26 protein-coding genes are annotated in these 26,359 nt (G+C 26.8%); 18 read left to right on the top strand and 8 right to left on the bottom strand.

Annotated features, from left to right (window positions below; all coding sequences use genetic code 4):
* Positions 1–155: 155 nt before the first annotated feature.
* On the top strand, positions 156–929 hold the full coding sequence (locus ACJA22_RS04270; protein WP_406617577.1) for an IS30 family transposase: 774 nt from the start codon (positions 156–158) through the stop codon (positions 927–929).
* Between the two features lie 202 nt (positions 930–1,131).
* Here the strand turns inward: ACJA22_RS04270 and ACJA22_RS04265 are convergent, their stop codons facing one another.
* Entirely contained in the window at positions 1,132–2,055 is a 924-nt protein-coding gene (locus ACJA22_RS04265; RefSeq protein ID WP_406617021.1) for a hypothetical protein, read from the bottom strand.
* Between the two features lie 617 nt (positions 2,056–2,672).
* Between ACJA22_RS04265 and ACJA22_RS04260 the strand changes: the two genes are divergently transcribed.
* Positions 2,673–2,870: a hypothetical protein gene (locus tag ACJA22_RS04260; protein WP_406617020.1), complete on the top strand. Its 198-nt coding sequence runs from the start codon at positions 2,673–2,675 to the stop codon at positions 2,868–2,870.
* Positions 2,871–3,389: 519 nt separating this feature from the next.
* Here ACJA22_RS04260 and hinT read toward each other — a convergent pair.
* Genes hinT through ACJA22_RS04245 form a run of 3 tightly spaced genes read right to left on the bottom strand, consistent with a single transcriptional unit; the run spans position 3,390 to position 7,215 of the window.
* Complete coding sequence (gene hinT, locus ACJA22_RS04255) at positions 3,390–3,725, bottom strand: histidine triad protein HinT (protein ID WP_406617019.1); 336 nt, start codon at positions 3,723–3,725, stop codon at positions 3,390–3,392.
* Complete coding sequence (locus ACJA22_RS04250; RefSeq protein WP_406617018.1) at positions 3,725–5,128, bottom strand: HinT-interacting membrane complex lipoprotein P60; 1,404 nt, start codon at positions 5,126–5,128, stop codon at positions 3,725–3,727. Before ACJA22_RS04250 ends, hinT begins: the two co-directional genes overlap by 1 nt.
* 8 nt (positions 5,129–5,136) lie before the next feature.
* Positions 5,137–7,215, bottom strand: coding sequence for a HinT-interacting membrane complex protein P80 (locus ACJA22_RS04245; protein WP_406617017.1), 2,079 nt, complete (start codon positions 7,213–7,215; stop codon positions 5,137–5,139).
* An 83-nt stretch (positions 7,216–7,298) separates the two neighbouring features.
* Between ACJA22_RS04245 and ACJA22_RS04240 the strand changes: the two genes are divergently transcribed.
* Positions 7,299–7,907 (top strand): hypothetical protein, encoded by a 609-nt coding sequence (locus ACJA22_RS04240; protein ID WP_406617016.1) that lies wholly within the window; start codon positions 7,299–7,301, stop codon positions 7,905–7,907.
* Between the two features lie 462 nt (positions 7,908–8,369).
* Here ACJA22_RS04240 and ACJA22_RS04235 read toward each other — a convergent pair whose 3' ends face one another.
* The 3 genes from ACJA22_RS04235 to ACJA22_RS04225 form a co-directional block, all read right to left on the bottom strand.
* On the bottom strand, positions 8,370–8,783 hold the full coding sequence (locus ACJA22_RS04235; protein WP_406617015.1) for a hypothetical protein: 414 nt from the start codon (positions 8,781–8,783) through the stop codon (positions 8,370–8,372).
* A gap of 79 nt (positions 8,784–8,862) precedes the next feature.
* On the bottom strand, positions 8,863–9,135 hold the full coding sequence (gene rpsT / locus ACJA22_RS04230) for a 30S ribosomal protein S20 (protein ID WP_406617014.1): 273 nt from the start codon (positions 9,133–9,135) through the stop codon (positions 8,863–8,865).
* A 365-nt stretch (positions 9,136–9,500) separates the two neighbouring features.
* Positions 9,501–9,962: an MAG0920 family protein gene (locus ACJA22_RS04225; protein ID WP_406617013.1), complete on the bottom strand. Its 462-nt coding sequence runs from the start codon at positions 9,960–9,962 to the stop codon at positions 9,501–9,503.
* 657 nt (positions 9,963–10,619) lie between these two features.
* Between ACJA22_RS04225 and dnaX the strand changes: the two genes are divergently transcribed.
* The 12 genes from dnaX to ACJA22_RS04165 all read left to right on the top strand — a co-directional run bounded on the left by dnaX (position 10,620) and on the right by ACJA22_RS04165 (position 21,777).
* Positions 10,620–12,491, top strand: a complete 1,872-nt coding sequence (dnaX, locus tag ACJA22_RS04220) for a DNA polymerase III subunit gamma/tau (RefSeq protein ID WP_406617012.1) — start codon at positions 10,620–10,622, stop codon at positions 12,489–12,491.
* A 14-nt stretch (positions 12,492–12,505) separates the two neighbouring features.
* Complete coding sequence (locus tag ACJA22_RS04215) at positions 12,506–12,793, top strand: YbaB/EbfC family nucleoid-associated protein (RefSeq protein ID WP_406617011.1); 288 nt, start codon at positions 12,506–12,508, stop codon at positions 12,791–12,793.
* Position 12,794: 1 nt separating this feature from the next.
* On the top strand, positions 12,795–13,373 hold the full coding sequence (locus tag ACJA22_RS04210; RefSeq protein ID WP_406617010.1) for a toprim domain-containing protein: 579 nt from the start codon (positions 12,795–12,797) through the stop codon (positions 13,371–13,373).
* Positions 13,374–13,388: 15 nt separating this feature from the next.
* A complete protein-coding gene (gene tmk, locus ACJA22_RS04205) occupies positions 13,389–14,036 on the top strand; it encodes a dTMP kinase (protein WP_406617009.1) in 648 nt (215 codons plus the stop codon).
* Between the two features lie 3 nt (positions 14,037–14,039).
* Positions 14,040–14,945 (top strand): DNA polymerase III subunit delta', encoded by a 906-nt coding sequence (locus tag ACJA22_RS04200; RefSeq protein ID WP_406617008.1) that lies wholly within the window; start codon positions 14,040–14,042, stop codon positions 14,943–14,945.
* Positions 14,938–15,651: a 16S rRNA (cytidine(1402)-2'-O)-methyltransferase gene (gene rsmI / locus ACJA22_RS04195; protein ID WP_406617007.1), complete on the top strand. Its 714-nt coding sequence runs from the start codon at positions 14,938–14,940 to the stop codon at positions 15,649–15,651. Before ACJA22_RS04200 ends, rsmI begins: the two co-directional genes overlap by 8 nt.
* A gap of 63 nt (positions 15,652–15,714) precedes the next feature.
* The gene (locus ACJA22_RS04190; RefSeq protein WP_406617006.1) at positions 15,715–17,367 is read left to right on the top strand and encodes a ribonuclease J; all 1,653 of its coding nucleotides are present in this window, start codon (positions 15,715–15,717) and stop codon (positions 17,365–17,367) included.
* 843 nt (positions 17,368–18,210) lie between these two features.
* Positions 18,211–18,747 (top strand): Eco57I restriction-modification methylase domain-containing protein, encoded by a 537-nt coding sequence (locus ACJA22_RS04185; protein ID WP_406617005.1) that lies wholly within the window; start codon positions 18,211–18,213, stop codon positions 18,745–18,747.
* Positions 18,737–19,195 (top strand): hypothetical protein, encoded by a 459-nt coding sequence (locus tag ACJA22_RS04180; RefSeq protein ID WP_406617003.1) that lies wholly within the window; start codon positions 18,737–18,739, stop codon positions 19,193–19,195. The genes ACJA22_RS04185 and ACJA22_RS04180 overlap by 11 nt, the downstream gene beginning before the upstream one ends.
* Before the next feature lie 2 nt (positions 19,196–19,197).
* On the top strand, positions 19,198–19,521 hold the full coding sequence (locus ACJA22_RS04175) for a hypothetical protein (protein ID WP_406617002.1): 324 nt from the start codon (positions 19,198–19,200) through the stop codon (positions 19,519–19,521).
* Between the two features lie 25 nt (positions 19,522–19,546).
* Positions 19,547–20,194, top strand: a complete 648-nt coding sequence (locus ACJA22_RS04170) for a hypothetical protein (protein ID WP_406617001.1) — start codon at positions 19,547–19,549, stop codon at positions 20,192–20,194.
* Between the two features lie 596 nt (positions 20,195–20,790).
* Positions 20,791–21,777 (top strand): hypothetical protein, encoded by a 987-nt coding sequence (locus tag ACJA22_RS04165; protein WP_406617000.1) that lies wholly within the window; start codon positions 20,791–20,793, stop codon positions 21,775–21,777.
* A gap of 126 nt (positions 21,778–21,903) precedes the next feature.
* On the opposite strand, the gene rsmD is transcribed toward ACJA22_RS04165, so the two are convergent.
* On the bottom strand, positions 21,904–22,452 hold the full coding sequence (gene rsmD / locus ACJA22_RS04160; RefSeq protein ID WP_406617576.1) for a 16S rRNA (guanine(966)-N(2))-methyltransferase RsmD: 549 nt from the start codon (positions 22,450–22,452) through the stop codon (positions 21,904–21,906).
* Between the two features lie 46 nt (positions 22,453–22,498).
* Between rsmD and def the strand changes: the two genes are divergently transcribed.
* The 3 genes from def (at position 22,499) to parE (ending at position 26,356) form a co-directional block, all read left to right on the top strand.
* Positions 22,499–23,050: a peptide deformylase gene (gene def / locus ACJA22_RS04155; RefSeq protein WP_406616999.1), complete on the top strand. Its 552-nt coding sequence runs from the start codon at positions 22,499–22,501 to the stop codon at positions 23,048–23,050.
* A 27-nt stretch (positions 23,051–23,077) separates the two neighbouring features.
* The gene (locus ACJA22_RS04150; protein ID WP_406616998.1) at positions 23,078–24,310 is read left to right on the top strand and encodes a hypothetical protein; all 1,233 of its coding nucleotides are present in this window, start codon (positions 23,078–23,080) and stop codon (positions 24,308–24,310) included.
* Between the two features lie 123 nt (positions 24,311–24,433).
* A complete protein-coding gene (gene parE, locus ACJA22_RS04145) occupies positions 24,434–26,356 on the top strand; it encodes a DNA topoisomerase IV subunit B (protein ID WP_406616996.1) in 1,923 nt (640 codons plus the stop codon).
* Positions 26,357–26,359 lie beyond the last annotated feature (3 nt).

The following is a 26,359-nucleotide window of genomic DNA, read 5'->3' as shown; positions in this document are numbered from 1 at the left end:
TCTTCCCTCGTTTTTTTATTCTTTTAACTAACTAATTTTTTTAACTAACAAAACGATAAAAAAACAAGACCTTACGATCTTGCTTTTCCTTTTTTCTTAAAGGTTCAACCCTACATTTTTAAACACTTCCTGCTAATTTTGATAAAAGTAAAAGAATAGCATATTCAAAAAAGAAAATAGAACAATATCAAGATTTTAGAAATTTTTGAACAGAGCTTTTTGATGATTATACCCAAAATAGAAATAATAAAGATTTAGCAAAAAGAACGCCTAAGCTAAGCGCTAACGAAATATTAAGAAGATTTGAAGAAAAGTATCCAAACAGCTATAAACCTTCAAAATCTATGGTATATAATTTGATATCACAAAGAGTCTTTAAAGACCTTGAAATAGGCATTTTGGTCAATTTATCCACCAAAGGAATTAAACAAAAACGACCCCCAAAAAGAGACAGTCGAAAGCTTAAAAAGATTGGAGTTAGCATTGATCAACGCAGCACAGAAATCAATGAAAGACTTAGAGATAATGATTATGAATTAGATACTGTTATTGGTTCAAAAACTGATCAATGTTGTTTCGTAACGCTAATTAATAGAAAGACTAGACGCTTCTATTTTCATATGGTACGGCGGACTAGCACTGGTGTTAGAGATGGGCTGATATACCTAATGCAAAAATATAACTTGACAATAGATTCGCTAACCATAGATAATGGTAGTGAAAATGCGAAACTAGATGAAGTGCCAGGTATTAAGCAAATATATAAATGTCACCCATATTGTTCGGGAGAAAAAGGCTCTATCGAAAACTGCCACAGGTTATTAAGACGGTATTTTAAAAAAGGCAAGTCTATAGACCCTTACTACGGTCAAGATTTGACTCCTGTTATGGATTTTATAAATAATTACAAGAGAAGCATTCGCTTCTAATCCAAACTTTTTATGTGCTAAAAAGTTTGACAAAAAGGCACTTACTTTTTTGGAAAAAAGTAAGCAAAAAACTCAAGTTTTTTACAAAACTTGGTATTTTCGTTTAAATTTTTTTAGGATTTTAAAGCTTTTCTTGGTAATAATTTATAATTTTTGTAACATTTTTGATTTTACGCAAAATTAGGACTTTTAAAATTGGAATTTATATATCTTTTAAATCTTTATATTTTGTTTCTCCAAAAAGAGAATTGATTTGACTAATAACATCATTTTTTAATGCTAAATATTGATTGTATAGTTTCACAACAATTTGTTTATCGAAATCATTTTTAATTGATTCTAATTGTTTCATAAATGTATCAAGTTTACTTATAGCAGTTTGAAAATTAGAGATAGCAGAATAATCAAAATTATTAATCTTTTCTAATTCTTTTGTTTGATTATTCTTTAGTTCAAGATATTTAGGATCGCCAAAATAAGTTTCAATTAATTGTTTTGCTTTTTGATATTCAGAACTATATTGTTGAATAATGTTTAAGTCTTTTTCAAACTGTGTTTTTAATTCAAGAAGTTGATTATAAGCTTTAACATATTCATCTTTATTATCGGAGTTATCAACTGCTGAAGCTATAGAATTAATTTGTTTAATAACTTCTTTAGAAATTAAAGAAGAATAAATATTAGAAGAGTGTTCATTAACTTTATTTAGTAATTCAACTTTTAAATTACTATATTTATTTTTAGCTTCATTAAGTTCCATGTCTTTAGTTTCGTTAATATGTTGCACATCATTATCTAAACTTATCATAAACTGATTTACATTATTATATTTAGTTTCGTAATCATTTATAGTCCAATTTTCTCTTGATTCATTAACTAAAGAATTATAAATGTTGATATATTTTGAATATATCTCACTATATATTGACTTATCTTTTAATTTATCACATTTGAGTTTAAATTCATTTAACTTATTAAGATAATCATTGAGCAATTTATTAATTTCTTTATTATCTTCTACAACATTTTCATTAGTTGTGGAAGAACATTTTGTAGAAATTAAAGGAACAAATAAGACAACACTAATTATTGGTGATAATAATATAAACTTTTTACTTTTTTTCATATTTACCTTCTAATTTATTTATAAATAAATTTTATTACTTTCTTCAGTTTTTATTTAATCATAGATAAAGGGCATTTTTTGAATATTTTGTCTTTATATTAATTTATTATGATGATAATAAAATGCTTGGCAATTATTAATACGATTTATATATATGATTTCAAGTTAGAAAATTACAATATCATACTGTTTTATAGGAGAATTATGAAATATACGCTAAAAGATTATGACTTAGTTTTAACTAATTTGATATATGGATTAAAGATCTAAAAACTAAAATTAACAAGCTCTAAAAACGATGGATGAATTAACTCAATAACTAACGAAGATGAAGTTATTGAAGCTTTATTAAAAGCATCTAAAAATCTACCAATATTTAAGGAAATGAAATTAGTAATGGAAAAGTAACCAAGACCTAGATTTTGATATCACATAACAATTAAAGATAACAATAATCATTTTTATTGTCCAATTAATATAAATATAATCAATATAGCTAGCCTCTACTAAACTAGGAGAAAATTTATAGACATTTTCGCAAGGAAGTGTCTTTTTATTTCAAAGAAATAAAGAAATATCAATTATTAAATCTTCTGCTTTCAATTTATAATATAAATATGAATTCATCTAAAGACAATAAAGATATCGTTTTACATAGAAGATGTGGCAGACCTAGAAAAGCTGATCTTGAAACTTATAGAAAAAATGAAGCTGAAATGACTATTGAAATCTTTGAACTAATCAAGAAGCAATACAATATAAAAGAAGAAGATATTGCAAATGCTATCAAAGAAGTAGAGCTTAAAAAAAGCTAAACAAAAAAGAGAAAAAGAAGATCAAAACGACTAGTATCAAAAAGATAGATAATATATAGATTAAGTGTTTATAGGGTAACCAACAAAAAGGTAAAAGACAAACACAAAACATTATTAAATTATCAATATAGAATATGCAAAACATATTGATAAACTATATGTAAATAGTCACAACATTTTCAATTTAAACTGACTTTTCTGGTTTAATAAGCTTAATTGTTATAAAATTCTTTTTTAGGCTGTTTTATAGTTCTTTTAGTCAAAATTATAATCAAGTTTTCAAGCACAAATAATAAAAAAATATTGGCTCTTAATTTAGACAATTAAGGGCATTTTTTCTTGCATTTTTAACCTTACAAAAGCCCAATAATACAACTTGATTCCTTAATTTTAATATCAATATCACAATCGTTTCATATGCTAAATATAAGCAATTGAAATGGTATTATAGCAATGAATTCAGGCAACAAAAAAAGGAAAGAAAACCTTTGATTTTCTCTCTTAATTTAGTATGTTAGTTTATTTGTCTTCAACGTTATCAGTATAAGGAATAACGTGAATATGAGTATGAAAAATAGTTTGATCTGCTTCTTTACCAGTATTAATTAAAATTTTAAAAGCAGGAATACCTTTATCTAAAATTTCTTTTTTTGCTAATTTACGAGCAACATTAATTAAGTGTGCAGCTGTAGCATCATCTGCTTCAGTAATGTTCTTACTTCTTTCTTTAGGAACCACTAAAAAGTGTCCTGGTTGAAGTGGAAATTTATCGTAAAATGCTACGCATTTATCATCTTCATAAATGAATTTCGCATCAAGTTCATGATTAATAATTTTTAAGAAAATATCATTCATTATTTTTCAGGAGTTGTTGCAGCATCTTTTTTGTCTGCATTTACTCAAATTTTATCTTTAACTAAATCATAAACTTGTGGAATGTTTTTGTTGATTGTTAATTTAATACCGAGATGAGCAAATGAACCAATTGCTAATTCTAATAATTTACTTGAATCTTTTAAATAGAACATAAAGCTTAATCTATCTAAATGGTCTTTGTAAATAGTGTTTTTCAATGATAATACTGAAACTTCTTTTTGATCTTCAGCAGTTCATTTACTTTTTTCTTTGTTGAATACTTCTTTATCTTTAGCAACTTTAATTTTATCTTTGCCGCCAATTGGAACAATTTGGTTTACATAAGCAACTTCAAGTTTGTGTGATGTTTCATTAAACACTGAAACACTTTGACCGCTTGTTTGAATTTCATTAAAATTAAATAATGTATTTTGAATTGGTGAGTATACACCGTATAAGGCTCTATCATCTTTTCTTTCTAACATATCTTTTTCATTTCAGTTAAGGTTGAAAGATGTGTTGTCTTTTTGGAAACCTTTAAAGCCTGAAAGTGATAGGTCAATTTTGGTTAAGTCAGGTGTTGTTAAAGCCTGTCAATTAGCCATTTTGGTATTTTTTTGTTCACCAAATTTTTCGAAGAAAGCATTATAACTTTCAACATTAGTAATGCTTTGACCAGTATTACCTAAGAAGATTTCATTACCACCTAAATCATCGCTTTTGGTTTCTTCTAAACTTCAAAGTTGAATGTATTTATTGTTCATAGCATATTGATTTAAGTAGTAGTGATCTAAATCATATTTAACATCATTACCATCGAAGTAATATTGGAATTCTTTGTTTGTAGCTTCTTTTGTTATCTTTTTAAGTTCATTTAAACTTGAAATAGCAAAGTAAGCTTTTACTAATAACATGTTATTAATTTCTTCTCTAATACCAGTTTTATTTACTTTTCAAATTGTTTTGAATAAATCTTCAGTAATCATACCTTCTTCAATTCATTCAACTTCTTTATCATCGAAAAGGTTATTTTTGTTTCAGTCACTAAATTGATTAATTCAATAGTTTGAATTATTTTCAAGTTTGCTATTAGCATAAATTAAGAAAGCTTCTCATGAATCTTTATAAAGTTGGCTAGAAGCATCATTGAATGTATCGTCGAATTTTTTGTTTAAAGCAGCTTCATTAAATTCACCTTTTTGGTTTAATTTATATACATTTGATAAGGCAAAAGTTTTTCAAATTTGTTCTAAATCTTTAACTCTTTCTTGACTACTTAAAAAGTTAAATTGATCAATTCTTGCAGGAGTTTCAATTTCGTTTTTCTTACAACTAACACTTAAAGCACTCATTGCACCAGCGGCAATAACTGAGCCTAAGCCTAATAATCTAAGTTTTTTCATTGTCCCTCCTATTTATTAAAGTATTTATTTTTCATGTATTCTACAAGAGTATTGAATGCTGTTTTAGTATTGTTGCCTTTGAAGTAGGTTTTGCCTTCTTTAATTTCAAAACCGTTGACAAATTCTGATTTTGCTTTGCCTTCAAGTCAGTTTTTTGCTCCTGTTGTTAATGAAACAAATTTTGATTGTTTTGAGTATTTTAAAGCCTTATTCGCATATTTCTTAAGCTTGTCAATTCAAGCATCATCATAGTTTTCTGAATCGCCATTTTTAACTACAGCTAATGGGTTCTTTTGCTTTTTAAGGTAGTCTAAAAAGGCTGGATCTTCAAGCATTTCAACAATGTATTGATCTCTTGAAATTGTTTTGTTAATTTTTGAAAGAGCATTGTATTGAACGCCAGTTTGTTTATCGAATTTCTTTTTGATAATGAAGTCATTTTTAATCATACTAATTACAGATTCACTAGTAATAGGTGTCTTTGTTGAGTTTTGAAGATACATCATCTTGAATCCGTCATTTGTAAAAATACCATAAACATCATTTAAGCCTTTAATTTTGTAAACAAGGTTTAATTTTTTATCTTCAGGTGTAAATAATTCTGAAATTGGTTTAACAACTAAGTCGTTGAATTTTTCTTCAATTAAACCAGCTTTTGTGGTTTCGTTAACGTCTTTTTTAACATAATTTCAAATGTCAGTATTGAATTTGTTAGCTTTTTCATTTGAATCAATGTCTTTAGTTTCTAAGCCAGCAGCTTTAGCAACATTTTGTTTGATTTCTTCTAATTTACCAAATAAATCAATTTCTTTAATTGAGTTTGCTCCCATAATTTCAGGGTTCATGGCTAAGAATGTATTTAAGTTATTACTATCTAAAATTTCAGAAATTGTTGAAACGCCAGAAGTTCCTCAGTTTGATTTAACATTAGCTGGATCGTTTGAAAGTAAGCTAAGAATTGAACTATAAGCAGATGCTTCTTTGTTAATGATGTAAACGCCATTCGAAGGTTTTTCATCAACTATTAATTTAATGTAATAATCAAATGGTTTAAATGATTCTTTAACAAGTTCGATAGTAGATTTTGGATTTCCATCTTTAGGAATATTAAATGTTTCTGTTTTAGCATAGAATAAATATCTAAAGAATATATCTTTATTAATTGTTCATTTACCTTTAGCATCGCTAGGAGCAATACCAGGGAACACAAATTCACTAATTACAACAGGTTTATCTTCTTCAACGAAGTTTTTGATAAATGGTGTAGGTAATTTATAGCTATCTTCAAATACATAACTTTCTGTTGTAACAGCTAAATCATCATTGTCAACTTTTCAATAAGCTGTGCCTTCTTTACCATTTCATCATGGGAAAGCGGCTTTACCATCTTTGAATTTTCTATCAATTTCTTCTTTTTTGTTACCTGAAGTTAATCTATAACGACGTAATGCGTCGCTCTTAATTGATTGGAAAACTCTGTAATCTACTGCTTCATCAATACTTTTTGCTTTATTAAATGTTGTATAAAGATATTTATTAAATTCAGTTTCTCAGTTTTCAGTTCCATATTGTTGCTTCATGTTGTTTTGAACATCTAAAATTTCATTCTTGAATTTAGTAGTTAATTCATCAATTGTGCTTAAACGGAATGTTTTAACATCTTGTGCATCAGCATTTTTGGTTTCATTTCAAATTTTTTGATATTCTTCAGAAGCTTTTTGTTCTTTATCATAAAGATAGAATAAGATTACTTTATCAATTTCATTTAATTTAGCTTCAACATCGTTATTTGTTTGGTTTTTGTAAATTGATTCAAATTCACCAACATTAACGTTTAATTTGCTTCCGTCATAATCAGTATTGATTAAATTATCTGTTTTAGCATATGGATCCAAATAGTTCTTTTTAACTGAGTTAATAACAAGAGGAACTGTAATACCTGTTCCAATTGCAACAATTAAAATAGATGAAGTTAAAATTATTTTTCATCTTTTATTTTTTGGTTTTGTTGCTTTGACATTTTGGTTTTCTTGTTCTGCATTTTTCTTAACTAAACGCTCGAAAAATGTTTCTTTTTTCTTTCCCATAATGACTCCTTCATTTAAATTAGTTATTAAAAATAATATCTTATATTATATATAAAAATTTAAATTATAATAATAGTAATACTATGTTAGCAAATACGTTTAAAAGTGCACCTCTTATAGAGTTGCTTGATATCTTAAAGAAAGAAAAAATTCCTTTTTCATTTGGGTGAAAAAGTTTTTTAATATTGAAAGATAAACAAAAAGAGTTAAAAACCGAAGAAGTTAGATTAGCTTTATGGCATGAAGACTTTTTTAAGCTCTCAAGCAACTTCCCTAATTCATTCATCTTACCTGAGAACAATGACGAAAAAAATCTCAGTCCTTATTATGTATCTGGTGGCATTAAGATCTTTCTTGATATTATTGTAGGAACCGATAAAGAGCTATACAAGAGCTGATATAAATTTAAAAAATATAAACGTATTTTATATTGAGGAAATGGGAGAAAAAGCCTTTTTTACAAATTAATCGGTAAAAATACGGAGCCCATTTTACTTAGTGAATTAGTATCATCATTATCTCAAAAAAGATATACCAGATTTATTGTTTTAGGTTCAAATATTAATGATTTCAGAATATTTTTAAATTTAAACTATAATAATTGTCTTACAGTTGATTTAAATGGTATTAAAATCCCTATGTTTAAAGAATTTGAAAACTTAGCTTTAAATAATAATAAAAAGTTGAATTAGCCTATAAAACAGTAGAAAAGTGCAAAAATCAAGTTTGTACTTTTTTTAATTTCTTTTTTAAACGGCCACGAAGCTATTTTATAAATATTTGAAATTTTAGAACTCAAGATCAACAACAAAAAAGCAAAAAGAAAAAGCACACTATTATTATTGTGCTTTTCGAAAATTAAAAAGTTTAAATAAACGAGTTGTTCTAATTTAAAATACAACGATTATGATAAAAATACGAACGATATAAATAACGACCAAATATCGATTGTACATTGAAGTTATAAAAACGATTTAATAAAAAAATGAATAATCTAATAAAAATAAAAAACGATTTAATAAAAAAAATGATTGAATTTTTCTTGCCTAAGTAATTCTCTTTCTTAGGCATTTATCATTTTAACACATTTTTAGAGGTATTTAATAAAAAAAGTTAAAAAAATGCATATTTTTTATGTTTTTCGTGCTTTTTGCCTAATTTTGGTCCTTTTTTTCCAAATTTTCGTCATTATTAGGACTTTTTTCGTCAATTTCTGCAATTTCTGACGATTCAAAATCTTCCGAATTTTCTTCGTTTAGAGCGGCTGCGTCATAATCTAGTCAGACCAAATAACTGCCATAAGCAAATAATCCTGGTACTAAAATTCCAGCTACAGTAAATCATTTTGAACGATTTGAACAAGGTGGCTTTAAGTAAAAAATAGGTAATCAGCAATAAACAATAAGTGTACTTGAAGCTATTGTACCGCCAGATGTTACAAAATCTGTTTTATTTTTGACTAGACCAACTATTAATAAAATTCAACCGATATAAGAGATTAATTTTGCTATTAAAGAAGTAATTATTAATCCTTTTGCAGTATTAAATGAGGTAGATTTTTTCGACATATTAATATTATATAAAATAAAGAATAAAAAAATAAACACGCTTGGTGTTTATCGATCATAATAAGACAATGAAAGCTTATTATTCTGTTTTTGCTTTTTGTTCATTAACAAATTTATCTAAACGAGCTGATTTTCTAGCACCTTTGTTTGGGTGGAAAGTACCTTTTTGAACAGCTGTAGCAATTAATGAGTGTGCTTTAGCAACTAATTCAGATGCTTTAGGATCTTTAGCTAAAACTGCTTCACGTGCTTCACGAATTGCTTTTCTAACACGTGTTTTCATAGCATTATTTCTTAATCTGAATTCTTCTTGCTTAACAATACTCTTCATTTTTGATTTAATGTTTGCCATAATAAGCCTCCCTTTTTAAATATGTTAGTTTTTGCTAACTTAAAAATCCTTTTTATTATAACAAAAAGATAAATTTTTAATAAATTTTTATGTTTTTTGATGTTTTAGCTCGCTAAAAACAAAAACAAAACAGAAAAAACATTAATTTAGAATGCTGAAATTGTTTGATTTCTTGCTTAGCAAAATGGTTATAAATTATTATATTCTTATCTTTTTATATAAAAAAATGACACAAAAGGCTCAAAAGTGTCATAAAAGTAAACTTTTTTAGAAATTTAGCAACATTTAGTAATTGCAAATTACGAAATTTTAATAATTTCGAATAATACTAAACGTACAAACTTATAAATTTAATTTTGATTTTTTTAATAATCATCATCATTACTACGAACATATTTAGAATATGCAAATAAGAACATATTGATGTTAGCTTGTTTATTATTAATTTTTAAATGTGAAAAATCTTGGATTAATCAGTAATAAATATAGTTAGAGAGGTTCTTTTCTTTTAAATAGTCCATTGTATTATTGAAAGAGAGCTTATCATATTGGAATAAATAGTTTTTTGCAATTGGGTCAACTTGTTCATAAACAATTTTGGTTTCTTTGAAATTTAATAAAGATTCGAAATGTACTTTTGCTTTAGTTGAATTATTAAATTTAATTCATTCTTTGATTTTTCTTTTAGTTAGAATGATTCAAGCTAGACCCGTAAAATCAGCAATTGAGAATAAGATATTAATTGCGAAAAAGATAATAAATAATTTTGATCTAAATGGATTAAGCAGTTTTCCAGTATTAGGATCGATTGCTGCCGATAAAGACATCAACACATATAATGAAAGATTGAAAAATAACAATATTGCTATATACCGAACAAAGACTTGATATGTTTTCAGAAGCTTATTAAAAAATATATTTCTTACTTTTAATTGATTGTTAATTACATATGTTCGAGCGTAATATATTTTTGAAATAAAATGTTTTGATCGGCTACTTGCGACGAAAATAATTGCTAAAGTATGCGTAGCAAGTAAAATAAATAATCCAAGAAAAAAAGTTCCAAATTCCATAAAATTCCTTCAAAATAATTTTACTATAAATAATAACTTTTTGGTGAATACAAAACCCTATAATTAAGCACTTTTATAACCAAAAATAAGGCTTAATTTTGGAACATTTTTAAGCTCAAAAAGCATACATAAAATCAGCAAGTTTTTAAATCTAAAAAATCAAAATTCCTTTTTTAATTTAAAAACATAAATTAAAAAATATAAAATTTACTAATAACACTGTTTTATAAATGCTTTCGTAAATTTTTAAATAAAATAAATTTTAATTTTTTATAATTTTTTAACTTAAAAAATGGTATTTACCACATTCTTATAATATATTCTATTATTTAATTTTAATATTAAATATTTATGTAATAATATTAAATATATAGTATAAATAATAATCAATAAAAATAATAAGGAGAAGTGATGTCGTATAAAGCCTTATATCGGAAATATCGCCCGAAATCTTTTGATGATGTTAAGGGTCAGGATCATATCGTTCAAACGCTAAAAAACATTATTAATAGTCGCAAAATAAGTCATGCTTATTTATTCAGCGGACCTCGTGGAGTTGGTAAAACTTCAGTTGCTAAAATTTTTGCAAGTCTAATAAATTGCTACCATAATGCAGATGACTTTTCTCATTTATGTAAGATGTGTGAAGAACAAATTAATAACAATATTGACATAATTGAAATGGATGCTGCTTCAAATAATGGGGTTGATTCAATAAGAGAATTAAGAGAAAAAATTCAGCATTTACCAGCTATGGGAAATTACAAAGTATACATTATCGATGAAGTTCATATGCTTTCAAAAGGCGCTTTCAATGCTCTTTTAAAAACATTAGAAGAACCACCTGCACATGCTGTATTTATTCTAGCAACAACGGATCCTCAAAAAATCCCAACCACTATTTTATCTAGAGTTCAAAGATTTAATTTTAGAAAAATTTCAACAGGAGTTTTAATTCAACAACTTAGAGAAGTTTTACAAAAAGAAAATATTAAATATGAAGAAGCAACTTTAGGTTATATTGCTAGATTAGCAACTGGAGGAATGCGTGATGCACTTTCAATTGTGGATCAAGCTAATGCCTATGGTAATGGTGAATTAAAACTTGAAGATGTTATGTATTCATTCGGAATTACTTCTAATGAAAGTTTAATTAATTTAATTAACTTCCTTTATGAAGGCAAAACTAAAGAAGCTTTAGTATTATTCACAAATTTAAAAAATGCTGGAATTGATTATAGACAATTTGTAAATGGCTTAATTGATTTAGTTAAAGATTACTTAATTTACAATAAAACCAAAGACATCAAATCAATTGAAATGCTTTCAGTTGATGAAATCAACTTATTAAGAATTAATATTGATTACGCTTTAAAAGTTTATGAACAACTTTACAAGCTAGAAAAAGATTTATACTATACAGAAAATGCTTTTCAATTAATTGAACTATTTTTAATAAAAATAGCAAACAGTGTTGAAGAAACTCAACCAAAGGTTCAGTTACAAATCAACATAGATACAAAGGAGGTCGCAATGCCTGAAGATAAAAAACAAGTTTCAACTGGTGAAACAAAATTAAACAACATTATAAATGAAACTAAACAAGCAGTTTTTGAAGCTAACGTTGATAATGTTATTAATGAAACAATCGAAAACAGCATATTAACAGGGGAATTTGACTCAGCAATAGTGCTAGATGAAGATGTTTTAATCGACTCAAGAGAAATTGAATTAATGGATGATGATGAACAAACACCATCAAAATTAATTACTTTAGTTGAACCATATGATAATAAATATAAGAAAATGACATCATTTGTTCCTAAATATTCAGATGACACTATAATTCAATTATTGCTTCGTTCAGATTTAGGAGTTATTAATTCATACAAGAGTTCACTTAATTATCTTAAGGCTGCACCAAAAGAAGATTATAAAGGATTAATTGAAGCATTATCAGCTTGTACAATTAAAGCAGCTAATACAAATTTTATTCTTTTTACATCAAGAGACTTAGGCGCCCTTAACTATTTACAAAACAATGAAAATAAAGGCAATGTTCAAAAATTTTTATCAGATTACTTTGGCTCATACAAAAACTTAGTGCTTCTTGAAACAGACTATTTTAAGAAATTAGCTAATGGCTTAGCCAAAAGGTTAGAAGATGGTACTCAAAGTGCAAACGTTTTGAACAAAGATTTTGTTTTAGAGCCTGTCAAAATTGAAAAAGAAAAAAATGCAACCCAACAATTATTTGATTTACTTAATGGGGAAACAAAATAACAAGGAGATAGAACATGGATCAAAATATGATTAGAAAAATGCAAAAACTTCAACAAGAACTTGAAGACAAAACAGCAGTATTTTTAGAACAAGAATTTACAATAACAAAACACGGTGTAACAATTGTTGCTAAAGGTAGCAAGCAAATTGTTTCTATTACAATTGAAGACAACGATTTATTAGACCCAGAAGATCCTGAAATTTTACAAGATATTTTACAATTGGCTTTAAATGAATTGTTTGACGATATTGATGAAAAACAAAAAGCATTAATGCCAAATATTCCAGGTTTAGGTTTCTAACATGGAAATTAAAACTATCGATGAATTGAATAAAACTTTGAACAAAATTCCAGGCGTTAGCAAAAAACAAGCTGACAGGATTTCAAACTTTTTACTCAATCAACCTCGTGAATTTTCAGATGAAATAATTAGTAAAATTAATGACCTTAAAAATAACATAACATTTTGCCCAAAATGTTGTTTTATAGTTGAAAACGGAAAATGTTTGAACTGTGATAGAGACAATGTTTGAAACATTTTAATGGTTGTTGAAAGTGTTCAAAACGCTAAGAAAATTTTTGATATGAATTTTTATGATGGTTATTTTTACATCCTTCCATATTTATTAGATATAGATAAAAAGGATGATTATAACTATCCAAATTTAATTAAATTTGCTAAAGAAAAGAAAGTTGATGAAGTAGTATTAGTACTCAGTCCAACTCTTGAAGGTTCAATGACAAATGAACATTTAAGCAAATTATTAAAAGAAAATAATTTCAAAGTTTCAAGAGCGGCAATTGGTTTACCAATGGGTGCTAATATTGAATATTTAGACTCTTACACAATTAAACAATCAATAGAAAATAGAACAAAATAGGAAGTAGGATTTAATATGTTTATAACTTTTGAAGGACCAGATGGTAGTGGAAAATCAACCCTAATAGTTGAGCTTATTCTTAAACTACTTAATCAAAAACCACATTTACAGTATATCTCAACCAGAGAACCTGGTGGGAAAGACATTAGAGAAGCTGAAAGGATTAGAGAAATTATTTTAGATAAAAGTTCAAACATTTCAGCTATGTCTGAAGCCTTACTTTATACAGCTAGTCGTAGAATTCACTTGGAAAGAATTATTTGACCAGCCTTAAAAGAAAATAAACTAGTGGTATGTGATAGATATATTGATAGCTTCTATGCTTATCAAGGTTATGCTCGAGATTTAGGAATTGATTTTGTTAAAAAAATCACAGAACTAGTAATTGATAAAACTTATCCAGATATTACTATTTATTTAGATATTACTGAAGAACAAAGTGAATATCGTAGAAATGTTGTAAGAGTAGTACCTGATAGATTAGATAGTGAAAGCATCGAATTTCACAAAAAAGTTATAAACGGCTATAAAGAATTAATTAAACAAGATCCTGATCGTTTCATTGTTGTTAATGGATGACAAAGTATTGATGATGTATTGAACGAAGTTTATGAAAAACTTCTAAAACATCCTAAATTTAAAGCTTTTTGGGAAAAGATTTAACAAATGGTAAATAAGAATCTTAAAACGATTATTGATAATTCTTTAAAGCAAAACAAATTAAGCCACTGCTATTTATTAAATGCAGAAGCAAAAGTAAATATTGATGATTCAATCCTATACATCATTAATAAAACAAATAATACAGAGTTAAAAACTCTTAAAGCGGAAGAACTTCCTCCTACTGTTCTATTTTTTGAAAATGATCTAGCAAAAGAAAAAATTGTAGAAGTATTAGAAAGTAGTACACTTTCTGCTTTTAATTTAAATGAAACTAAATTTATTATTTTAAAAAACATTGAATTTGCTAGAAAAGAAACTTTAAATGCATTGCTCAAAAGTATTGAAGAACCAAGCGACAACACTTGTTTTATTTTAACTACTTCAAATAAAAACAAAGTATTAGGTACCATTAAATCACGTTCAATTGTGATAAATATTACTGCTCCTTCTAATAATGATTTAGAAGAATTATTAATTCATGATTATGAGTTAGACAAAAAAACTGCTTGATTTTATAGCAACATTTTTGTTGATGAAAATGAGTTTGAAAAGTATAGAGAAGACATTGATTATGAATTAGTTTTAAACCTTGCTAGTGCTCTTCAACAAAGCCTTAATAATCGTTATTTACTTTATTTATATTTGGTTAAATTTACCAAAAAAGATTCAAAAAACAAAATGATTTTCTTAATTAAAGCCTTAAGATTTCTTTTGTATTTAAGTATTGTTGATATCCCTATTCCAGAAGCTAAAATAAGTAAAGTTGTTGAAAAGGTTAAGGGCTCAAAAATTGACATAAAAGATTGTTTTATAGCTATTTCCGACTATTTAAGCAGTATTGATACATATCAAAATTACTTTTTACAAACTGAAAAAATGCTAGTAAGAATTATGGAGTGTTATGAGTAAATTATATATAGTAGGAACCCCAATTGGTAATTTTGATGATATCACTTTAAGAGCTCTAAATACTTTAAAAATAGTTGATGCAATTGCTTGTGAAGACACAAGAGTAACTGCTAAATTATTAGAACATTTTCAAATTAATAAAAAGCTTTATGCTTACAACAAAATTAATGAAAAAGCTAGCGCAAAAGGTATGATTGATTTAATTATTAAAAATGACTGAAACCTAGCATTAGTTAGTGATGCCGGTATGCCTTTAGTTAGTGATCCTGGTTTTGATTTAGTAAAAGAAGCTCGTAATAATAATATTGAAATTGAACTCATTCCAGGAGTTAATGCAGCAATTAGTGCTTTCGCCTTAAGTGGTTTAGCTAGCACCTTTATTTTCCATGGCTTCCCAAAAGAAAAGTCTGGACAAAGAAGAAAACAAATTGAAGCTTTGGATAATGAAAACGCACATATTTTTTATGTGGCTCCGCATAAATTTGACTTGCTAATTAATGATATTGAAGCAGTTTGAGGCAATAAAGCAACCTTGTTTTTAGCTAGAGAACTAACCAAAATGCATGAAAGCCATTATTATGGAACACCACAAGAAATCATCAATCAATTAAATGAAACTAGCAAAAAAGGTGAATACACTTTAGTAGTAAAAATTAATAAAGAAAAAAATATTAAGATTAATAAGTATGCAAAAGAAGCGAACTAATATATAATATAACCAACAATAATCATTAAATATTCTATTAATAATAATATTCAAGGAGAAACAATGAGTAATGTTAATATTTTTGCATTAGGTGGTTTAGACGAAAACGGTAAAAACTGCTATGTATTTGAATATGATGAAAAAATTTATATCATCAACTCAGGTACAAAAATCCCTATCAACTCAAATAATGGTATTGATACATTAATTCCAAATTTTGATTATTTAGTTAAACATAAAGACAAAATTGTTGGTATTTTTATAACCGATGTTAAGAATGAATCATTTAGTTCACTTCCATGATTGCTTATGAAATTACCTAATATTCCAATTTACACATCTAAATTTAACAAAATTTTGGTAGCAGACAGATTAAGTAAATACAAACTTAATGAAACCAAAATTAAAATTAACATTTTAGATCAACCAACTAAAGTAGGTCCTATATTTGTTGAACCAATTGAATTAGCTGGATCAATGCCAGGTCATATTGGTTTAGATTTTATAACACCAGAAGGTGATTATGTGTTTATGTTCAACTTTGTTGAAGGTAATTTAGGAATTTATGGTAATTTAGATTTTGCTGAATTAGCTAAAACAAGATTTGCTAAACGTAAAGTTAAAATGCTAGTAGTTGATTCAGGAAGAGCTAACTATAATGGTAGAGCTATTGATAAAATTCAACTTCCAAGACAAGTTGAAGAAGCATTTATGACTGCTAAGCCAGATCAAAGAATTATTGTTGGAGCTTATGATGAAGAAATGTACGCAATTAGCCAAATTCTTCAATATGCTTATATAACTAAAAGACCAGTTATTGCTTATGGTAAAACATATGGTCAAGTTCTTGAAATCATTAAGCTTGCTAAACCTGATTTAAAATTACCTCAAATTATTGATTACCAATATGCTAACAAAACTAAAAACGCAGTTGTTTTAGTAACTGGAACTACTGAAAGATTACATGCTAGATTCTTAAGAATAACAGACAACAAAGACGTTTATTTAAAATTACAACCTACTGATACAGTAATTATGATAGCTCCTGCTATTAATGGATTAGAAAGTTTAGAAGCAGTTGCTTTAGATGAAATTGCTAGAATTACACCTAAAATTGTTGAAGCTACAAATAGTGAATTATATCGTCATAGACCAGCTAGAGAAGATTTAGTTAAATTAGTTAACATTTTAAAACCAGAATATATTATTCCAGCTCAAGGTTTATATAGATACCTTTTGGATGCTTCAAAATATATAGGAAATGAATCAACAGTTAATCCAAAGAATATATTTGTTCTTCAAAATGGACAAGTTGTTCATTTAATTGATGGCAAAGTTGTTTCATATAAAGGCAAAGTAAAAGAAATTGGTGATGTAATTATTGATGGTTTTGGTGTTGGCGATATTAGCACTGAAGTTATTAATGAACGTGAAGTTTTAGGTCGTGAAGGTGTTGTTTTAATTATTGCTAGATATAATTCAAAAACAAAAAGTTTTATCGGATCAATGCAAGTTAATTATGTAGGTTCAATTGATAAAGATGAAAAGAAAGAAGCTACTAATTTAATTAAGTCAACGATTATTAATTTAATCGAATCAAAAACCTTCGATGGAATTAAAGATCTTCAAAATCAATGTCGTCAAGTAGTTCGTAAGAAAATCTTCAAATCATATAATAAGGAACCGATTGTTGTAGTTTCATTTGTTCAAGTATAATCATAAAATTTATGCTAGTTATTAGCATATTTTTTATGCTCTTTTTAACATATTGGGCTGTTTTATAGGTTGAATAGTAATTTAAGGAGTAATAAATTTACTGCTAATTAGTAATAAAGTTTTTGAACAGAATTTTTATACTTAAGTGGGAATGATTAAATTTATGCTACTAAGTGGGAAAGGTTTTTAACTGTAAAAATTAGGACTTTTAGAATTGGAATCCACTGTCAAATTTTTATACTTAAGTGGGAATGATTAAATTTATACTACTAAGTGGGAAAGGTTTCGAGTGTAAAAATTGCATTCATTATTAGGACTTTTAAAATTGGAATTCCCTCTCAAATTTTTATACTTAGGCGGGAATGATTCAATTTATGCTACTAAGTGGGAAAGGTTTTTAACTGTAAAAATTAGGACTTTTAAAATCGGAATTCGTCATCAAATTTTTATACTTAAGTGGGAATGATCAAATTTATGCTACTAAGTGGGAAAGGTTTTTGGACACAAAAACTGCATTCATTATTAGGGCTTTTAAAATGGAATCCGTTATCAAATTTTTTATACTTAAGTGAGAACGTTTTGTTTTATGCTACTAAGTGGGAAAGGTTTTTAACTGTAAAAATTAGGACTTTTAAAATTGGAATCGAATATCAAATTTTTATACTTAAGTGGGAACAACCCAAATTATGCTACTAAGTGGGAAAGGTTTAATTCAACAAATCACAAAAATTTTAATTAAGAGTTTCAAAAATGAGACTTTAGCAATGTTTATGCCAAATTAGTTCATTATAATAATATAATTATTATATTAAGTAATAAGGACAATGAATAATGGGAGGTTTTATGAATAACAAAAAAGTTAAGTTAGGTCAATTTTTTACTAAAGACTCAATATGATTAAAGCCTCAAATTATTGATTTTATTAAAAAGTCAAATTGTTCAATTGCTTACGATCCATTCGCTGGTGGAGGCGACTTATTAAATGTTGTTCAATCAATTTCAAATATCAAAAAAGTTAAAGGATTAGATATTGATCCTTCTTTAACCTGAGAATTAAATGACTCACTAAACTTCATTCCACATATTGATGATGCAATAATAATTACAAATCCTCCATATATTGCTAAACAATCTGCTTCAAAAAAGAAAATAGATTTATCTAATTATTTTAAGAATTCTATATATGATGATGTTTATCTCATTGCTTTAGATAGAATGCTAGAAGCGCAACAATTTGTTGTTGCTATTATTCCTGAATCATTTTTAAATTCATCATACAAGCAAAAAGATAGAATCCATTCTATAACAATATTGGAAGAAAATCCTTTTGAAGATACCGAAAACCCCGTTTGTGTTGTCTGCTTTGATAATGTTATTTAAAAAAGAAAAAGATATTCTAATTTACAAAAACGACAGTTTTATAGGAACATTAGACAACATTAATAAAGTAAAACTAGAATCAACAAAGAAAATAAGCATAACATTTAACGACACAAAAGGTTGATTAGGTTTTAGAGCAATTGATTTAGCTAATACTAAAGATGTTATTGAGTTTAATTTTAAAGAAAACATTAAATATGACTGACAAAATAAAATCAAAGAATCATCAAGACATTATTCATTAATCGATCTAGAGATACCAGATGAAAAGCGTATCTTTTTCATAAATGAATGTAATAAATTACTTAAAGAAATAAGAGAAAAATCTTATGATTTATTATTAACCCCATTCAAAGGAAATGATAAAAATGGATCTCGTAGAAGAAGATTAGATTTCAAACTTGCAAGAGCAATTATGGAAAAAGCATACAACGAAACGATGAGGTAATAATGTACAATAACAAAAATAATATGTATTATTTTTTAACCAGTCAGTTGTCTAATAATTATGAAGACATTATTAATGATAAAAATCCTATGGGTGTGCTAGTCATAAGCGAAAACATAAATTCGCCAGCGACTGAATTAATGGATGCTAATGATCAATTAATTGAATTAATAGCAACTTATAAGACTTTATCAGGCAGTTACATAAAAAACGAAAAAATATTAAATACTGTTATTGATAAAATAATAAATTTAGTTGAAACCACTAATAGAATTAATTATTCTCCTTTTTTGTGTTTATTTTCAAGTTCTAAATTATTCATATAATGCTTATATAAATGATTCAAAATCTATGAATCTAAACACCAAGAGAGAATTATTTAAAAGAATTGTTCAACTTTACATTGAAAATAGACATTCAATTTATTGTTATCATGGTTATAGTAATCAAGCATTACAAATAAACGCTGATTTAGCAACCAATAAAAGAAAAGGGAAAACGGGAATTAAACAAATTTTGAACGTTCTAGAACCATATTCATTTATTAAAGCAAATTCATTAAACGAATTTAATAATTATAAATTCATGTATATATTGCCAGATAAAGGCGATAAAGAACTTTTTGACAAAATATTAAAAGATAAAAATATAAGATTTCAATTTAGAAAAGAAAGAGAAAATAAAAATCCAGATTTATTAATCAAAATTGGCGATGAAATATTTATAGTTGAGCATAAATTAACAAATGGTTCAGGTGGAACACAAAACGCGGGAATTAATGAAATTATTCGCTTTATAAGTCATTCAGAAATAAATCCAAAAGTTCATTATGTATCATGTTTACAAGGCAATGTTTTTAGAAAACTAAATCAACAAAATGAAAAATCTAAAATACAACATACTTCATTAATTGATAGTTTAAAAATGAATCCTCAAAACTTTTTCTTAAATAACAATGGATTTTCTCAACTCATTCTAGACTATATAAGAAACAGATAGTAATTATTTTCTAAGCTTATGAATATTATTAAGTATATTGGGTCTTTATTTTGGCAACACTTATAAGTCAGGAAAACTATATTCCTGTTTTTTTATTTTTCCTTTAAGTTATAGATATCAACCTATTAAATTTTTATACTTAAGTGGGAATGATTCAATTTATGTTACTAAGTGGGAAAGGTTTTTAACTGTGGAATATTAAGGCTTTTAAAATTGGAATTCGCTTTCAAATTTTTATACTTAAGTGGGAACAAACCAAATTATGCTACTAAGTGGGAAAGGTTTTTAACCGTGGAATATTAGGACTTTTAAAATTGGAATCACTGTCAAATTTTTATACTTAAGCGGGAATAATCGTTTTATGCTACTAAGTGGGAAACACAATTATTCATTGATCATTATTTATTTTTAATGCATTTAATTAATGCAATTTTGAAGTTTTATATTATAAACATATTGATTTTTCTAGTAAGTATTTTGACTAAAACAACTATAAAATAAGATAATACAAAAACTTAGTAGTTTGAAAATATTATTATAATATTTATATTAAATGTTAAAATTATAATATTATCAATAAATATTTAGGAGGTTGCATGAAAGCAATTATTAATCCAGATGAATACACTGCTATTCAAAAAAATCTTGATGCAGAATCAAAAGAATATTACAAAAATTTAATGAAAGAAAAAAAGTTACCAGTTGCTAAAAAAGCCTTTGCATTTTTCGTTTCATCGCTTGTTTTATTATCATTAGTTCCAGTATGTATTATTGTTTTAAGTATACTTTACTCAATCAAGACAATTCCATCAAATGTTGTAAATCCAATTAACTGAACTCTTTTTGGAACTATGCTTGTGCTATTATTAGTCGGTTCATATTTATACTCTTTACACATTGGGCAAAAATCACTTGTAAAACAAGAAGCATACAAACAAATTGATTATCATAAAGTTTTACCTGATATTTTTAAAACTTTTAATATTGATTTTGTAAATGACCCAACTGAAACCGAAAAATCTGATCATGATTCAATTTATGATTTAGAAAAGTATGTTAAAAATCTTTATGAAAACGAAGAAAATCTCCAATTTGAAGAAACAAGTAAATCATATATTTTTAAAGATATGGACACAAATGACAAATGAGTTGTTAGAGAAGTTGCTGTTACAAAAGAAGGTTCTGATAAACCTGAATACTCATTATTCTTTAAAGGTGAAATCACAAATGATTTAGAACAAAGTTTCTATGCTTTCTATCAAGGTGAACTAGGAAGTCAATTAAGCAAAAAAGAAACAAATCAATTTGTTAAAGTTGATGAAGAAATGGAACTTTATGCAACCGCTAATGTAATTAAAGATGAAACCAAAAAAGATTTATTCAATTTCTATAAAGAATATTCATTATCATCAAAAAACTTTGGTATTAATTACATGTTTGAAACCAAGAAAATGTACATTTGAGTTAAAACATCTTCAAAACTTTTTGAAGCTTCAAAAGCACCAAATGTTTCAGCTATCCTTTTAAATCATGCTTACTTAGTAACAAGCATGATGGAAAAATCAAGCAATCTATTGAAATAATTTTATCGTATCAAAGCATCATTTATTGGTGCTTTTTTATATTGAGTTTTTATTAAAAAGTACAATAAAAAAATAATAATGCTTTGCTCTATAAATCTATAAAACAGCATTATTATAAAATTATTGCTATCTAATATGGTCAATAAATAAAACATAAACTTGACCGTATTTTTTCTCTTTAGCATAGGTTAAACCTTTAGGCAAAATGATTTTATCCGGGTTATCTGTCTCAACAATGATTTGTCCATATTTTGCTAAAAAACCATTTTGTAAAATAAGGTTTAAACTTTGATTTAATAAATCATATTCAGCATAAGGCGGATCAACAAAAATAAAATTAAATTCTCTGCCAGTCATATTAGTTAAAAAGTCAATTGCATTCTTTTGGAATACTTCAGCATTATGAATTTCTAGCTTGCTTAGATTATTTTTAATTGTGTTAATTGCATCTCCATTATTATCAACTAGCACGCTTTTCATAGCTCCATTGCTAATAGCTTCAATGCCAAAAGAACCACTTCCGGCAAATAAATCGAGCACAATTTTGCCTTCAATTTGAAAATGAATTGATGAAAAAATAGCTTCTCTAACTCTATCCATTGTAGGTCTTGTGTTTGTTGTGTTAGGTTGATCTATTTGTCTATGTCTATATTTTCCTGAAATTATTCGTAACATCATCCCTCTTTGTTAATCATTATATTATTTATTATATAATTACGATATGAAAAAATATAATGTTAAATTAGTATTCTTACCTGATAAAGTATTAAGAGAAAAATCAAAAGATGTTCCTATTCCTTTGACGAAAGAAGATGAGGATTTAGCTAAAAGAATGATTTATCATATTGATGATAGTCAAAAACCAGGTTCAAAATTTAGACCAGGTGTCGGTGTAGCTGCCGTTCAATATGGTATTTTAAAAAACATGTTTTACATAAATTCAGATGTTGGACCTGAAAGTAAACACGTCAGAGATGTCTTCATTAATCCTAAAGTGATTGCCACAAGCGAAAAACTTGTAGCTATCCAAGAAGGTGAAGGTTGCTTAAGTGTTGGCGATAACATTCCAAATCAAGAGGGATACGTTTATCGTAAAAATAGGATAGTCTTTGAAGCTTACTCATATTTTGAAAAGAAATGAAAGAGATTTGATTTTACTGGCTATCCAGCAATTGTTGCTCAACATGAATTGGATCATTTACAAGGTAAATTATTTATTGACTATATAAATAAAAATGATCCTTGAATTAAAAAAGACGCAATTATAGTTTAAAAATAAAAGGTAACAAAGAGAAATAAAATGATAGAACAATGACAAAAATTTGCTTTTAATCCATGGTCGATGATTATTCCAATAGTTTTAGTAATTATTGTAATTAGTTCAGCCATTATTAGCGGTATTAGGCGTGGTATATATGGTGGAATTATAACAGCAAGCTTTGGAGTAGGTGGATGACTAATAGGCTTTGCTTTATCACCTGTTTTGGCAAGCAGTATCATAAAAAATGTTAAGTTTGAGCACAAAGAAGAAGTAATTAGATCAGTTGAAGAACTTAAACCGTTTCTTATGGGTTTAATGATGCTAGCAATTCAAATTCCTTTCTTAATTATTGGCGGAATCTTAATTTTGATTTTGCATAATGTTCTTCATAAACCAATTAAAAGAAGAAAAGAAAATCATATCAGTACAGTTGGTTATCGCTCAATTGGTGCAGTTATAGGCACTGTTGGAGTTATCCCATGTTCAATATTAGTTGCTAATGTTTCTGGAGTTGTTACAACCCAAAACCGTGTTATTAATGCTAATGATAAAATGCTAGAATGAATTAGTTTTAATAAAGCAAAAGGTGCTTCGCTTTATACTCCGGGTTTAATTGCATCAGCAAAACTTGGTGTGAATGTCTTAAAAGGCGATGATAATAAAACCAATTATAATGATGATATTTCTGATTATTTCAGAGAATTTGTTAACCCAAAAAATTACATTGTTGTAAATCGTGAAACTAATCAATATGTAACTTACAACAAGAATATTGACCTAAATATTTTTAAAGGTACTAGCCCCAAATATGACATTATGTTCTATTTTTCACTTGATGGTTTATCAAAAGAAGATGTAGAAAATAAGACATACCAAGCTAAAAATTTAAATAAATTAGTTGAAAATGTTAGAAACATAATTGTTCTTTTCCGAACAACTAAAGAGTCATTTGACATCTTTAATATCATTTTAAAATTGTATTCATTATATTACTCAACCGAAATCAAAAACTTAGTAAATTACATCAATGATGTACCTGATTCTATTATTCAAAATGCTAATTTAATTGATGTTAATATTAAGCCTGAGCAACAGTTAAAATTAAAATCTGATGCTTATTTACAAAGTGCTATACAAATTATTGTAGAAGCAATTGACTATGAACTTAAACAAATGGATAATATAAGTGAAGATAAGAAAAAAATAATAATTGATAAAACTAACGTTGTTTTAAACAAAATTATTTCAGCATGTATAACAGTCGAAAAATAATGGCTGTTATTTTTATTTTTATCCTATTTTATAGTTGTTTAAGAAAAATACAAAGCATAAATTATCTAGTAAATTTTTCATCTAATCATTATCATATATTGAATTTAATATATAATTACAATTATGAATAATATTTATGATGCAAGTAGTATACAACAACTAAAAGGTCTTGAAGCCGTTCGAAAACGTCCTGGTATGTACATCGGATCAACTGATGTTAATGGACTTCATCACTTAGTTTGAGAAATAGTTGATAACTCAATTGATGAGGCTTTAGCAGGTTATGCAAACGAGATTATAGTTGTTTTAAATAAAGATGGTTCAGTTATTGTTTCTGATAATGGTCGTGGTATTCCAGTTGGTATGACACCTAGTGGTAAAAGTGCTGTTGAATTAGTTTTCACAGAACTTCATGCTGGTGGTAAATTTAATGAAGGCGCTTATAAAACTTCTGGTGGTTTACATGGTGTGGGTTCATCAGTTGTTAATGCCTTAAGTAATAAATTAATTTGTACTGTTTACCGTGATAAAAAGATCTATGAAACAATTTTTGAAAATGGTGACAACATTGTAGAAAGAACAAAAGAAATTGGAACAACTAACAAAAGAGGAACAACTGTTAGATTCTGACCTAACTATGAAATTTTCAAAAGAGCTAAATTAAGTTTTGAAATTATTGCTGAACGTTTAAGAGAAAGTAGTTTCTTAATTGGCGGTTTATCAATCACATTAATCGATGAAATTAATGGCAAAAGAGAACAATTTATTCATGAAAATGGTCTTGAAGCCTTTGTTCATTTTATTAATGAAACTAAAACTCCAATTGGGAATATTGTAACTTTTAAAGAAACAAAACGTGATATTGAAGTGGAATGTGGTTTTCAATTTACAGATAGCTATAATGAAACAATTTTATCTTTCGTTAATAATGTTAAAACTAAAGATGGTGGTACACATGAAGTTGGACTTAAGTCTGCTTTAACTAAAACATTCAACGATTTTGCTTTAGATGAAAAAATGTTAAAAGGTAAAAATACTTTTGATGGTGAAGATATCCGTGAAGGTTTGACAATCATTTTATCAGTTAAAATTCCTGAAAAATATCTTGAATTTGTTAGTCAAACAAAAGATAAATTAGGAACTCCAGAAGCGAAAGGTGTAGTTGAAGAAATTGTTTCTAAACATTTAAAATTATGAATTACTGAAAACAAACCATTAGCTAAAAAGATTTTAGAAAAAATTAAGAAAGCTTCAGATTCAAGAGAAGCTGCTAGAAAAGCTCGTCAAGAAGCTCGTAAAACTAAATCAGCTTTAAAAGAAAAACAAATTTTAAGTGGTAAATTAACTCCAGCTCAATCTAAAAATCCAAAAGAAAAAGAACTATTCTTAGTCGAAGGGGACTCAGCTGGTGGTAGCGCAAAATCAGGCAGAGATAGAAGATATCAAGCTATTCTTCCATTACGTGGTAAAGTAATTAACACTGAAAAATCAAGACTTTTTGAAATTCTTAAAAATGAAGAAATTGCAACCATAATTAATACAATTGGTGCTGGTATTGGTAATGATTTTGATTTATCAAAAGCTCAATATGGCAAAGTAATTATTATGACAGATGCCGATACCGATGGTGCTCATATTCAAATATTATTATTAACCTTCTTCTTTAGACATATGCGTAAGTTAATTGAAAATGGTAATGTTTATATTGCCCTCCCTCCTTTGTTCAAATTGACTTCAAATAAGGCAAAAAAGGAAATTGTTTATGCTTGAGATGAAGAAGAATTAAGAGAATTATTAGCTAATAAATATAAAGGTGCTGAAGTGCAACGTTATAAAGGTTTAGGTGAAATGAATGCTGATCAATTATGAGAAACAACCATGAATCCTGAAACCAGAACCCTAATTCAAGTTAAGATCGAAGATGCTGCTTTAGCAGAAAGAAGAGTTTCAACTTTAATGGGTGAAAACATTGAATTAAGAAAAGACTGAATTAACAAAAACGTTGACTTTACCTTAGAAGATGATTTTGATATCAGCAAAAAATAGAGA

It is taken from the genome of Mycoplasmopsis adleri (assembly GCF_045276205.1).
Lineage (GTDB): Bacteria > Bacillota_I > Bacilli_A > Mycoplasmatales > Metamycoplasmataceae > Mycoplasmopsis > Mycoplasmopsis adleri.
Note: the sequence above shows the minus strand (reverse complement) of the source record. Positions and strands in the feature narration are given on the sequence as shown.